Source organism: Rhodococcus sp. OK302 (genome assembly GCF_002245895.1).
GTDB lineage: Bacteria > Actinomycetota > Actinomycetes > Mycobacteriales > Mycobacteriaceae > Rhodococcus_F.
This window is the reverse complement of sequence record NZ_NPJZ01000002.1, coordinates 739,178-752,573: the sequence shown is the minus strand read 5'-3', so window position 1 is coordinate 752,573 and position 13,396 is coordinate 739,178. Positions and strand designations below refer to the sequence as shown.

The following is a 13,396-nucleotide window of genomic DNA, read 5'->3' as shown; positions in this document are numbered from 1 at the left end:
GTCAGCTCCTCGCTGTCGCATTCTGTCGGGTGCTTGTGGGAACTTCGTCGGTCCAGTTGGCCGTCAGCTCGGCGATAACGTCTCGACGCACCAATTTGCCGAGAGGCGTATATGGCAATTCACCCCAAACAGCAATCCTGGCTGGTGTTTTCGAACTTCTGAGATGCGAACGCACCCATTCCCGAAGGGCATCCGGATCGGGATCCGATCCGGGGGCAGGTACAACGACCGCTGCGATCTGTTCACCCCATTCCTCGTCGGGCAGACCGACCACCGCCGCCTCCCGGACGTGCTCATGGCGGAGCAGCACATCCTCGATTTCCGCGGGTGCGATGTTCTCTCCACCACGGATGATGGTGTCGTCGCTACGACCTTCGATATATATATATCCGTCAGCAGACAACCGGACCATGTCCCTCGTCGCGAACCACCCCCTGGAATCGAGTGCGCTACCCGCGCCCACATATCCGCCGGATACCTGCGGTCCACGGACGAACAGCTCTCCCACTGTCCCCACCGGTGCCGGCGATCCGTCGGCAAGGCGTACCTCGATCTCAATGCCGGGCACGGGTTTTCCCACTGAACCGAGTCGAGCGCGTACCCCAGGATCCGAAGAGTCTCCAGCATTCTGATGGTCGTCCGGATCCAAAATAGCTATGGTGGAAGATGTTTCGGTCAACCCGTAAGCATGGGTGAATCCTGCGTCAGGGAAGGCCGCCAGCGCTCGTTCCAATACCGGTTGCGGCATGCGCGCACCGCCATAGGACAACGATCGCAATGACGGCGTCGGCGCCTGGTTTACGCCCAGGTGTTCGGTAATCCGCGCAAGCATTGTCGGAACCAGCATGGCGCTCGTCACGGCATGGGTACGCACCGTGTCCAACCAGGCTTGCGGCGTGAAATGGGCCAGATGAGCTGTGCGGCGGCCGGCATAGGTATTGGTGAGCACTGCTGCGATTCCCGCGACGTGGTACGGCGGAACGCTGACCAATGCGCAGTCGTCAGGATCGGCAGAACCCAGTTCGATCGTCTGAAGAACATACGCTGACAGGTTGACGTGACTGAGGAGAACGCCCTTGGGTGCACTCGTCGTTCCACTCGTGAACAGCACGACCGCGGCATCGCCCGGTGAGACTTTGACATCGAGAGTCGACTCTTCGACCGCTACTGCCGCGTCGAAGAATTCGGTGCCGACCATAACGTGTTCGGCAAGGTCAGCTATGTCGGCCGCATAGTCAGGATCGACGATCAGATAGCTCATCGGCAATTGCTCGATCAATTTACGCAACTCGACGGCAGACAGCCGATAGTTCAGCGGAGAGATCGGCACCCCGGCGCGTGCTGCGGCAAATAGGGCAAGGGTGAAACCAGGACCGTTGGTGCCGACGAACACGACGTGCCGAGCTCCCGAACGTTGGATGAGTTGTGCGCCGCCGCAGGAAATTTCTTCCAGCTGGGCGAATGTCAGACAATCCGGGGCTCCAGGCGCACCGACTGCGGTGCGGTCACCACACACGGTGGCGGCCATCTCGAGAATCATCGGAATGGTCATAGCAGCCCAGTTGCCAGATCGCGTACGAGAATGGCACTTTCCGGACAGTTGGCGGCAGCAGTCAGGGCATCAGCCCGAGCGAACTCGGCGTCGTCGACCAGAACCACAGGTGCGCCTTCATCGTCGGAGTCGAACAGTTCGGGGACGAGCATGTAGCACCGTCCATGGCCGGTGCAACGATCACGGGCGATTTCGATCCTCACGGACACGGCGCACCTCCTGAATTGGATGCCCGGTCCATCGGGAGCCGGGGAAGGACCAACCGGTGGCGGAAATGCCGCCGGTCGGCAAAGGATGCTGCGTCTCTCGTTACCCACGCCATTAACGACTCTCGCCTGCGATGACCGAACGAATTCGGGGTAACGAGCGCAATAATGCTCTTCCGGTGAAATAGGGGGTGTGGGAGCCGAATCGGCGACCGGAGCCAGCAGGCCCAGTGCATTCGAAGTGGAGGTCAACTGTGAGTGCGAACAAGTCCCTTGCAGCAGTCGTTACGGGCCGCAATCAGGCCTGGCAAGTGGTGGAGATCGATGTGTCCCCGCCGTCAGCGGGTGAGGTACTCGTCGAGTGGGCTGCGGCTGGTCTATGCCATTCCGACGAGCATTTCCGCAGCGGAGATCGAGTGGCGCCCGGAAGGGATGATGATCTGTTTCCGATGCTCGGTGGGCACGAAGCCGCCGGAATAGTCGCCGAGATCGGTCCCGGCGTCACAAAATTCTCGGTTGGCGACCGGGTGTGCGCCAGCTTTTCCCCGATCTGCGGGACGTGCACGTTTTGTGTATCCGGTCGTGGATCGCTGTGCAATGGCAACAAAGATTTCATGGTGCGCGGACAGCTTGCCGACGGCGCTCACCGGCATCACTTCAATGGCGAGCCTCTCTACCTGATGGCCAAGCTCGGAACGTTCGCGGAGCGCACCGTCGTGGCCGAGCGCTCCCTGCTCCCGATACCCGACGACGTCTCGTTCGAAGCGGCATGTCTTGTGTCCTGCGGCGTTTCCACGGGCTGGGGCTCAGCGGTCGAACGTGCCGGGACCCGACCTGGCGACGTCGTTGTCGTCGTCGGCACCGGAGGGTTGGGATCAGCTGCACTTCAGGGTGCTCGCAACGTCGGTGCCGGCCAGATCATCGCCGTGGACCCACTGCCGTTCCGCCGGGACATGGCCAAGACGTTCGGTGCCACACACGCCGTCGCGAGCATCGCCGATGCAAAGCCGATCGTCGACGAGTTGACCTGGGGACAGGGCGCCGATCGGGTGATTCTGACTCCCAGCATCGTCACTTCGGAAATCCTGCACGACGGACTTGAGCTCACCGGCAAGGACGGTGTACTCGTCGTCGTCGGGATGGGCCCATTGGGCGAAACACCGGTTCCCATCGATATCGGGTCATTCGCGTTGTACAACAAGCAAATTCGAGGTTCTCTCTTCGGTGCACTCGATCCCCGGGTCGCTGTCCCTTCGCTATTGAATCTCTATCGTCGCGGACTTCTCGACCTCGATTCGATGATTACCAGGTATCCCCTCGGCGAGATCAACCGGGCACTCTCGGACCAGTTGGAAGGTCGCAACATTCGCGCTGTGCTGACGATGAACGGGCACTGAGCCGATGTCGACAGAACCTCGGGGCATTGCGTTTCCCACGGTCCGCATCATCGACGAGACGATGAGGGAAGGGATGCAGATCGAAGACTCGTCGATCCCGGTCGAGCGCAAAGTGGAATTGCTCGACGCTCTGTCGACAACGGGGCTCCGGAATCTCGTTGTCGGATCGTTTGTCAGTTCGCGGTGGGTTCCACAGATGGCGGATGTGGAGGAGCTGTTACACCGCTTCACCCCGGTGCCGGGGGTCACGTACACAGCGTTGGCCCTCAACGACAAGGGGGTCCAACGCCGCGCACAGTTCGTCCCCCCGCTGACCGTCGACGAGCAACCCCGCCTGACGGTCCACGCCTGCGACGTCTTTATTCGACGCAACACCAATCGCAGTCAGGCACAAGAGATTGCGGCGTGGCCGGGGGCGGTGGCCCGCGCGCAGGCGGAAGGAGCGAGTTCGGCGACGGTTCGACTCGGCGCCGGCTTCGGGTCGAACTGGATCGGGGATATTTCCCTAGCGGACAACCTTGACCTCATCGAACGGATGATGCGCACGTGGTCCGAGGCCTCCATCGTTGTCGATACCGTCTGGCTTGGCGACCCGATGGGTTGGAACACGCCGCTGCGAACGGAACAGCTCGTCGTCGAAATTCTACGTAGATGGCCGTCTGTCAACACAATCCACCTACACCTGCATGACCAACGTGGTGCGGCGTTGGTCTCCGCGTGGTCAGCGCTCCGTGCGATGCCGCCGGACAAGACCCTAGTCGTCGATGCCTCCGTCGGCGGTATCGGCGGCTGCCCTTACTGCGGAAATGGACGAGCAGCTGGGATGATTCCCACCGAGGACCTGGTGGATCTCATGGAAGAATGCGGAATCGATACCGGAGTGGATCGCGACCGTCTCATCGATTCAGCTCTGCTGGCGGCAGAAATCGTCGGACGTCCACTGCACGGCCGCACGCCGCTGGCTGGAACCCGACCGCGCGGTCAGCGGCTATACCCCATGGACATGCCATTTGTGGAAACCATCCACGCGGCCAGCCACTTTCGGAACGGCCCGCAGGTGTATTCCGCTGGCCTGTCTCCGTGGAAAGAACCCATTACCAGCGCACAACGCGACTCAGTGAAGGTAATTCGATGACCGAATCGTCACATGAAGATGTCCTGCTTTTCGAGCAGCGAGGCCACGCAGCGTGGCTGACGCTCAATCGTCCGGATCGTCTGAACGCACTCGATTCTTCCCTCAAGCGGTCGATAGTGAATGCCGCTGTGGAAGTCAGTGTGAATCCTGATATCTGGGTGGTCGTGATTCAGGGCGCGGGCGGTCGAGCCTTCAGTGTGGGAGCGGATCTGGTCGAGATGCGGGCGCGCGACTCCGCTGGAGGCAGACCTATGACTCCGATGATCGAAGTGGCGCGCAACCTGTACGAAGCTGTACTCGAAATACCCAAGCCGACCATCGCCGTCGTCGACGGGTTCGCGCTGGGCGGTGGTTTCGAATTGGCGATGGCCTGCGATTTGCGGGTAGCTTCCGACGACGCGATATTCGGTATGCCGGAGTCGCGGCGCGGGATGGGTGCGAACTTCGGGTCTGTAGTGCTGCCCCGTCTCATCCCACGTGCTCTGGCGATGGAGATGCTCTACTACGGCGACCAGGTAGGTGCCGAGAGAGCGTTGCAGATGGGCCTGGTCAACCAAGTATGGCCCAAATCCGAACTCCCGGACCGGGTGCACGAGTGGGTCGCAGAACTACTCACCCGTGCGCCCCTCTCTCTCCGTCGTTATAAAGAGATGACGGTGAAAGGCTGGGAGATGGCGGTACCCGCAAACCTTCGCCTGAATGCCGGGCCTAACCCGTATCTATCCGACGATCGAGCTGAGGGTACCCGTGCCTTCACCGAGAAGCGCGCCCCGAACTGGCGCGGTCGCTGAGCAAACCGGGCCCACCCTGAACCAGCCTTCGAAGGTCGGGCCCGGGTTCGAGGCCGAGCTCGCCCAGCGCCGCATGAGCACGCTGAAAGATTGCCATTGCCGCAATTCGATTGCCTCCGAGGTTTTCTGCGCGGATCAGCAATCCGTAGATCTCTTCGCTGAAGGGGTTGAAGTCCAATACTCTTGCACCGTATTGGCGAACAAGATCGATGTCGCCGGCTTCCACCGCCCACCACAACAGCTTGGTGACTGCTTCTTCGAACAGCACTGACAGATATGTACGCCGTTCCTCCACCCAGGTCAGGTCGCTACCCGGTAGGTAGAGGCCCGGCGCAAGGTCGAGTGCCTCGCGCAGCACCTGCATATCGGCGTCGGTCGGCGCACTGACTGTTCTCGCGCGTAGGACTTCGGCTTCGAACTGCCGGTCCGCGGCGATGAGGTTCACTGATTCGGGCCACGCCACCACAGTCGCATTTCTGCGTTCGAGGCGCACACCGGTCAACTCCCTCAACCGAAAAACGATCTGCCGGAAGTGATTTCCTCCTTTGCTTCGCCCCACCTCCGGAAAAAGGCGTTCCTGCAATCGTGATCTTTCGATGCCGTCCGGATGCTGTGACAGATCGGCGATCAACTCGACAACCTTCAACCTCCGCGCCGAGGATCCGACACCATCCACGACGATCAGCGGCGGTTCGTGGAACGGCAACAACTCCACTCTGAAAGGCTGCCGATCCTCTGTCGAACCAGCCGATGCCGCGAACTGCGGAAACTCCGGCTCTGCGTGTACTTCGGCGACGGCCAGCTGGTTGAGCAGCATCCCACCCTGCAATCGAGGGCATTTCTGCAGCACTTCTTCGGCCCAGTAGCTGCTGCCGTGGGTTCCCGCTCTCCGACGAATATCGGCGAGAACTGATGCTGCGGTGACGTCGTCGCCCATACGCACATATGCCTCCGCCAATGCGTAGCCTGCGGCGGGAAGCATCAGATGTCTGCGAGCACGACACATCGAATCCACTGCCGGCCGTAACACCATCATGGCGTCGTTCGGGTGATCAAGTTCCAGAAGTGCCACACCGACCACGAGACGCGCCCATTCGCTGATCGCACGTCGCTCACCGCCGTCCATGTCGATCAGGCTCTGCCGCAACGCCGCAGCCTCTGCAGGTGCGCCGGATTTGAGGGTTGCCCATGCTGCCAGAACCTCGAAGTGGTTCTGGCCGCCTGTCCTTCGGGCTTCGTCTGCGTTTTTCCGGAGTATCTGCCGTGCTTCTGCGCAATTACCTTTGGCAATGGCGATTGCTGCCCGAGCGAATTCCGCATGCGGACGCCCGCTGCGTTCTTCGGGAATCCGTTCGAGGGCACTCTCAGCCACATCCATCCGTCCGGTCCACAACGAAGCGAGGACTACATTCGGGTTGTCCTCCGAATCGAGGCTGCCCAGCGAATCCACGATGTCATCGCACCGTCCCTGCCACAGCATCCCCCAATGGACGATGGGTGCCATGTTTTCCCACCGCGTGTCGAGCGGAGGTAATGCCGGTTCGATTCCGCTGGTCGCTGCGAGCATGAATCGCACGGCGTCTGCTCGATGATTGTCCTGAGCTCCCTGTGCATAGTGTTCAGCCTCTCCTGGCCGACTGTGCAACGTCCACAACACTATTCCGATAATTCCTGGATCCACGGCAAGGATATTGTCCATCCGGGAGTCTTCTTCGAGCTGGTGAATGAGGGTTACCGCACGCTCGATGCTTCGTCGCGCATGTAATGCACGAAGCAGGCAGGCGGTGAGTACGTCGCTGTTCGATACATAGGATTCGCCGATCAAGCCGGACCATCTCTCGACTCGATCACTAAATACAGCGAGGTCGGGGGCACACCGAATCCCTGCTTCCAACGCTTCAACGGCGAGCTGCGGTTCGCCAGCGCCCATGCTCCATTCGACGGCGTCGTCAAAGCGCCCGGCATTGCTGAGATAGAAAGCGAAACGTCGGCGCAGTTCGGACAGCCTCGTTGAGTAACGTCGAGGCAATATTTCGAGTAGGCAAGCCCTCAACATCGGCCCGTATACCAAGGTGTCGCCCTCGACTCTGAGCATCGGCAGCCCGGAACCGCGCAGTGCCGCGAAAATGCGCTCGCCGTGCGTCGAGAGCAGCCCCGCGCTGTCGTGTCGGGTGATCCGCCCTAGCAATGCCCCTGCCAGCAGAAGGTCCTGCCCCGCGGTGGGCAGCACATCGAGCACACTCGATTCGATGTAGTCGACGAGAATTGGCGATACCGTCGTCGGCATCGGGCAGTCGAATCTCATGAGCAGTACGGCGCCTGCGATCCAACCAACCGATTTCTGGACGATCGCCTCGGAGTCGACCGTGCGAGATGGCGTCAGCTTCCTAGCCAGTTCGACTACATCGGGCTTGGTGATCAGCAAGTCGTCAGCAGTCATCACGCTGCACAGCCCTCGGAGGATCAACTCACCTGTTGCCGCACCGAGATGCCGCTGAGTCAGGAGGAGGACATCCGGGCCGCTACCGATTCTCTGGAGCAATTCGTCCACGATGAATCCGATGTCCGGACGATCAGCGATAATCTCGGCGTTGTCAATCACGACGAGGGCTGTATGCCAAGCATCGCGGCGATCGTCTTCTTCCTTGCTTGCGCTTGCACTTTCGCGAACCGCCCTATCGAGCTCGGTCTCGAGTTCGTGAGCGCTGAGTTCCGAGGTCAAGGTCACCCAAGTGACCGAATTTGATCGCTTGTTCGCGTAAAGCACTGCAGCCGTTGTCTTTCCAGACCCGGCACCGGCAATGAGCTCCACGGCGGGCGCCTGCGAGAATGCCCCGACAAGGGCATTCTCGACATTCGCTCGCTCGATGACAACGGCCGCAAGGGCAGGCGGTTCCCCAAGTACCCGCATCCAGGGACGCGGGCCTCCCGGTTCTTCACTATCGGCACTCGCACTGTCTGATCCGAAAGAGTTCGGTATGAGAATTGTCACTTTACATACCTAACATGAAGTTAAACATACGGCAAAGTAACAAACCAAACGCCCTCGGACTCAATGCGTTCCGCTTCCAACAATTTCTGCACCCCCGAGGACCCCGGCATCGTGCGCAATCGGCTATCTGTGGAGTTGCCGATCACGTCACGCGCCGGTCAGAAGCCGGAACCGGCTTCCGTGGAACACCAGAGGTTCTACAGTGGTGTCCGCCTGTACTCCAAGTATTCGGAACAGGACGATCGTGTGGTCTCCACCCTCGACTTCTTTGTCGACAACGCAGTCGAGCCACACCGTCGAACCGTGCACGAAGACGGAACCCTCAGCCGCTGCGCCCCACTCCACCCCCGAGAAACGATCTCCATCCTTGCGAGAGAGAGACATGCACACGTCGTCATGCCCCTCGGCAAGAACGCTGATTCCTATCCTCCTGCTAGCCCGCAGTCGTGGCCAGGTGGTGGACGTGTCCTGAACACAAACCGAGACCAGTGGCGGATCAAGTGACACCGACGTAAATGAACTCGCGGCCATACCAATCGGATTCCGACCATCGTGCGCACACAACGCCACGACGCCACTGGGGAAGCAGCCGTACGTACGACGAAGTGATTCAGAATCAACGGTAGGTGGCGGGGTGTCAATCATCGAAACTCCTTCTGTCAGACGAATTACTCATGCGGGCGAACGTCAGCTCGTCGACCCTCCGAGAACATCCACATATCGGGTGTCGTACACCTGATCCGCTGTCATATCCGTCGGGTAGGTGAGCAGTCCCAACTCCCGCCAGTACGCCTGTGCTTCCAAGTTCTTTTCACCGAGGCCGAAGTTCGAATCGAACAAGAGATTGGGCAGTTCTTTGATTCGGTCAGTCGTAATTCCCATTTGATCGGCCAGTTTTGCCGCCACATCGGGATTCGCGTGATAGTCGCCCTGCAGGTAGCTCCGCTGCGTTCGCGCAATAGCCCGGAAGAAGGCCATCGCAACATCCGGCTTTTCGTTCAGGAACTTTTCACTTCCGACCCAACCGACCAAGGTATAGCTCGGGAAATCGGTATCGACGAATACACAGCAAGGATCCTTGTCCAACATTGCCGAACCGGGCGACGTCACCTGGGCGACATCAGCTGCACCGTTACTCATGGCCAACGCGATCTCGTTAGGCTTCATGACCTGAAACTTGAGGTCGGACAACTGCAGAGACGGGTCGTTCTTGTGGGCCCATTGCCAAAGGTAATACGCGGAGATGCTCGCGTTCCCTGACGGAGTCAGAATAGTTTTGCCCTTCAATTCGGACGCCTGCGGACCATCTGCACCGAATGCGTCCTTGTTGAACCAGTACCCCTGCTTGGACACGGGTGCATAGGCGGCACCGGGGAACGCCACCTTGATCCCTGCACCGGTTGCCATCAGATTGAGCAATCCAGCTGTCATCGCGTTGTATCCGAGGTCCATCCGGCCCTGCGACAGCAGCGCAAGCTTGTCCGATTCCAGTACGTCCTGGGTTTCCACGACAAGGTTTTCCTTGGCGAACTCACCTTCAGCGAGCGCCATCATGTACTGGGCGTAGACCTCCAATTGCTTGCCGACGCCCACCACGATGGTTGTTTTCTCCGGCAGCGGGTTCGGTGCCAGCGGATCGCCCGTGACCGCAAATGCTTCCGGTGTCGGCTGGGCCGTCTGTGCACTGGGATCCCCTGTGCCGCCGCATCCGGAAAGTACCAGCGCTAGGGCTGTCGCGGCAACGCCCAATTTCAGTAGTCGCGCACCTGACCTTGGGTTCCGCAATCCTGTTCGCGGATGGTCGATTTGCGACGTGTCAGTGTCTAGCATGTTTGTTCCTCCATCGTGATCGTCAGTGCATGATGATTGAATTCCATTGCGTTACAGAGAAATTCCAGCCTTCGAAAGATCAAGGCAGCTCGTGTCAATGGCCACCGGAACCACCACGACGAGTCCAGGGGGTGAGCATCTTGCCGATGCCGGTGATCGACATTTGGAAGAGGACACCGAAGATAGCGACCAGCACCACACCGACGTACATTCTGCCCACGTCGAAGAGCTGCCAGGAATTCCAGATCAGGTAGCCGAGGCCCTTACTGCCCTGCACGAACTCGATACCGATGAGCACTAGAACCGCGTTGCCCGCAGCCAGTCGAAGTGACACGAATACCGCAGGCAGGGACGCCGGCAATATGACGTGTCGAAGTGTTTGAAACTCGGTGGCGCCGAAACATTGCGCTGGTTCGAGGTAGTTCTTCTGCACCGATACCACCGAGGCGGTTGTACTGATAACCACGATGAAAAAGACACTGGCCGCAATCAGCATCAGAATAGGAAGGTCTGAGAGTCCGAACATCAGCAAGAGGATCGGAAGCACAGCTAGTTTCGGCACTGTGTACAGGGCACTGATGATGGGATCCAGTGCAATATTGAGTCGAGGAATACGCCCCAGCAAGAATCCCATGAGCAATCCGACGAGTGCGCCGACGACAAAACCCACAATCAATCGGTAGGCACTGACCAGGAAGGCGTCCTGCAGTACGCCGGAACTCACTGCTTTCTTCAATGACCGCACAACATCGACGGGTGCCGGAAAGAATCGCCGATCGTAGGCATCGAGAATCGCGCCGATCTGCCACAGGAGAACGATCGCCATCGGAACACCGAAACGCAGTGAGTTGTCGATGATCTTGCCCCGCCGGTTCTTTCGCACCCGATCAGCGGCGGAATACCTTGGCCGGAATGTCACCGTACTGGACGATTCCCCTACCGAGGCTGCTCCTGGCGACGGTCCCGGCCGCGCAGACTTCTCATCGATCGTAGTCATCGGGTCTCCCCTGTTCCAGGGCTGGCAGCCACGCTGTCGCTGTAGGCTTCCTGCCGCAGGTTTGCCCAGATTTCTTGTTCCAGAGCAGCGAACTCACCACTGCCGCGGATCTCGGCGGTTCGAGGCCGTGGGAAAGGAACGGTGAACTCGCCTACCACTCGGCCCGGTCGTTGACTCATGACCAATACTCGGTCGCCGAGCAAAACAGCTTCATCGAGATTGTGCGTGATGAAGACGACTGTGCGTCGATGCTCCTGCCACAACGCCAACAATTCGTCCTGCATGATCATGCGAAGCTGAGCGTCGAGCGCCGCGAAGGGCTCATCCATCAGCAATATTTCCGGATCTACCACCAGGGCTCTGGCAATCGAGACTCGTTGTCGCATACCGCCGGACAGCTCACTGGGATAACTCTTGCGAAATTGATCGAGACCGAGCCTGGAGAGCCAGTAGTCGATCCGATCATCGGAATCCGAACTGCGGTGACGGCCCACATCCAGACCGAAACGAACATTTTGTTCGACGGTTTTCCAGGGAAAAATACTGTAATCCTGGAACACCATCGCGGAAAGGGGCCCGGTACCGTCGCGTTCGATCGTCAATTCGCCGGCTGTCGGATCCATCAACCCCGCGGCAATGCGCAGGAACGTCGACTTTCCACAACCTGATGGACCCACGATGCACAGGAACTCTCCGTCCCGCACCTCGAGGTCCAGCGGGCCGAGCGCAGTCATCAGCCCGCCCGGGGTATCAAATGTACGTTCGAGACCAACGGCCCGGATCTTGCTTCTGCCCCGGGCACTGTCAAGGACATCTGGGCGACCCGCCCGGTCCAATTCGTCCAATGCAGCCACTGAATACTCCCCACAGCTATGGGCTTGTCGCCTGACGGAATGAAAGACGACCGACTCTGCTGTGACGCGGAACACGTCTTCGGTCGCACTGGGGCGAAAATGTACGGAGATCCGCGTTACGGGCGACGTTAATCCGTTTAACGCCCCGGCCGGACGCGGATCGCGGGTCCGGAATCGTTCCGACAATGAGGGCGATGAAAAATCAATAGACGCAGCGGTTTTCATTCGCAATCAAATCGAGTGCACCCTGGGGCCGTACCGCCAGGCGCCCCGAGGTGGGCCTGTCCGCGAACTCCAGCAAGCCGAATTGCCGGATGTAACGGATGTGATAACGGTCACGCGTGAGACTGCTTTCAGACGGCACCGCGACAATCGCGCCTCAAGAAGCGGCAGGTCCTGGTGCCTCGATCATTCCGCCCGCCGTAAGTCAGCCACCCCGAAACAAGGAGCCCGGATGGACAACGAACTGATCGAACACTTCGTGCAGAACTTCGACCACCACGACCCACGACTCGGCGCCGACCCCATCGAGGTCTCGAAAGAGATGCAAGCACGATGCCCCGTCGCGCACAGCGACGCCCAGGGCGGCTTCTGGGTAGTCTCCGAATACGAAGAATCGCGTCGCATCCTCCAAAACCATCAAGTATTCACGAGCGCGAAGGGCGCCCGAATCCCCGCGGGGCCGAAGACTCGCCCCCTCCCTCCCCTCGAGTACGACCCCCCGGAGCACGTGAAATACCGCACTCTCATTTCGAATGCGTTCTCCCCGAGAAATATTAGCGCTCTCGAACCGCAAATCCGGAAGCTCTGCGACATGCTGATCACTCGGTTCCAGGAGCAGAAGAGCTGCGATCTGGTTGCCGATCTCGCCGCACCACTTCCGACGACGATCTTCACCGAGATGATGGGACTGCCGGTCGAGGATGCCGAGAAATTCCATACCTGGGCGACCTTGATCAACCACCAGGCACACAAAGGCGAAGGCGCCATCTCGGCCGGCGAAGCGTCGGAACAAGCCATGAACTACCTCAAGGACATCCTCGACGAACGCAAATTGCATCCAAAGGACGACATCGCCACCGCATTGGTCAAGGGACAGGTCGACGGGGAGCCCATCTCGGAGGACGATCTCATCCACATGGCGTTCCTGCTTTTCCTCGGCGGCCTCGACACCGTCACGTCGGCAATGTCATTCATGTTCGCGCATCTCGCGCAGCGACCGGACCTACGCCGGCAGATCCTCGACGATCCCACAATCATTCCGGCTGCAGTCGAAGAGTTCCTCCGCTTCGAACCCGTCATCATGATCGGGCGCGCGGTCTCCGAGAACACCGAGATCGGAGGATGCCCGGTAAGCGCGGACGAAAGGGTTCTCATCAATTCGATTGCAGCAAACCGTGATCCGAATCAGTTCGAAAATCCGGATGTCATCGACTTCACACGTGATTCCAATCGTCACCTGACATTCGGCATCGGACCGCATCGCTGCGTCGGATCCCACCTTGCGCGACTCGAACTCAAGATCGTCCTCGAAGAATTCCATGCCAGAATTCCGAATTACCGTCTGGCAGAGGGACACACACTGCAGCGTCACATGAACCAGGTCAACGGGCTCGACACACTCCCACTCGTCTGGGACTGA

11 protein-coding genes are annotated in these 13,396 nt (G+C 59.6%); 4 read left to right on the top strand and 7 right to left on the bottom strand.

Features of this window, described 5'->3' with window-relative positions; genetic code table 11:
• Position 1: 1 nt before the first annotated feature.
• Together BDB13_RS31480 and BDB13_RS31475 are read right to left on the bottom strand one after the other, a co-directional pair.
• Positions 2-1,552, bottom strand: a complete 1,551-nt coding sequence (locus tag BDB13_RS31480; RefSeq protein WP_094275871.1) for a class I adenylate-forming enzyme family protein — start codon at positions 1,550-1,552, stop codon at positions 2-4.
• Entirely contained in the window at positions 1,549-1,761 is a 213-nt protein-coding gene (locus tag BDB13_RS31475) for a ferredoxin (RefSeq protein ID WP_254923161.1), read from the bottom strand. The genes BDB13_RS31480 and BDB13_RS31475 overlap by 4 nt, the downstream gene beginning before the upstream one ends.
• A 251-nt stretch (positions 1,762-2,012) precedes the next feature.
• On the opposite strand from BDB13_RS31475, the gene BDB13_RS31470 reads away from it, so the two are divergent.
• From BDB13_RS31470 to BDB13_RS31460, 3 genes are read left to right on the top strand one after another with little or no spacing between them, the layout of a single operon-like run.
• Positions 2,013-3,155, top strand: coding sequence for an alcohol dehydrogenase catalytic domain-containing protein (locus BDB13_RS31470; protein ID WP_094275870.1), 1,143 nt, complete (start codon positions 2,013-2,015; stop codon positions 3,153-3,155).
• 4 nt (positions 3,156-3,159) lie between these two features.
• Positions 3,160-4,290, top strand: a complete 1,131-nt coding sequence (locus BDB13_RS31465; protein WP_094275869.1) for a citramalate synthase — start codon at positions 3,160-3,162, stop codon at positions 4,288-4,290.
• Positions 4,287-5,081, top strand: a complete 795-nt coding sequence (locus tag BDB13_RS31460) for an enoyl-CoA hydratase/isomerase family protein (protein WP_094275868.1) — start codon at positions 4,287-4,289, stop codon at positions 5,079-5,081. The genes BDB13_RS31465 and BDB13_RS31460 overlap by 4 nt, the downstream gene beginning before the upstream one ends.
• Here BDB13_RS31460 and BDB13_RS31455 read toward each other — a convergent pair.
• From BDB13_RS31455 to BDB13_RS31435, 5 genes are all read right to left on the bottom strand, one after another.
• A complete protein-coding gene (locus BDB13_RS31455; RefSeq protein WP_094275867.1) occupies positions 5,044-7,992 on the bottom strand; it encodes a BTAD domain-containing putative transcriptional regulator in 2,949 nt (982 codons plus the stop codon). The two genes, BDB13_RS31460 and BDB13_RS31455, sit on opposite strands and share 38 nt — an antisense overlap.
• Before the next feature lie 228 nt (positions 7,993-8,220).
• The gene (locus BDB13_RS31450; protein WP_094275866.1) at positions 8,221-8,718 is read right to left on the bottom strand and encodes a flavin reductase family protein; all 498 of its coding nucleotides are present in this window, start codon (positions 8,716-8,718) and stop codon (positions 8,221-8,223) included.
• 42 nt (positions 8,719-8,760) lie between these two features.
• Positions 8,761-9,903: an ABC transporter substrate-binding protein gene (locus tag BDB13_RS31445; RefSeq protein ID WP_094275865.1), complete on the bottom strand. Its 1,143-nt coding sequence runs from the start codon at positions 9,901-9,903 to the stop codon at positions 8,761-8,763.
• A 94-nt stretch (positions 9,904-9,997) separates the two neighbouring features.
• Complete coding sequence (locus BDB13_RS31440; protein WP_094275864.1) at positions 9,998-10,900, bottom strand: ABC transporter permease; 903 nt, start codon at positions 10,898-10,900, stop codon at positions 9,998-10,000.
• A complete protein-coding gene (locus BDB13_RS31435) occupies positions 10,897-11,754 on the bottom strand; it encodes an ABC transporter ATP-binding protein (RefSeq protein ID WP_254923160.1) in 858 nt (285 codons plus the stop codon). The genes BDB13_RS31440 and BDB13_RS31435 overlap by 4 nt, the downstream gene beginning before the upstream one ends.
• A gap of 454 nt (positions 11,755-12,208) precedes the next feature.
• Between BDB13_RS31435 and BDB13_RS31430 the strand changes: the two genes are divergently transcribed.
• A complete protein-coding gene (locus BDB13_RS31430; RefSeq protein WP_094275862.1) occupies positions 12,209-13,396 on the top strand; it encodes a cytochrome P450 in 1,188 nt (395 codons plus the stop codon).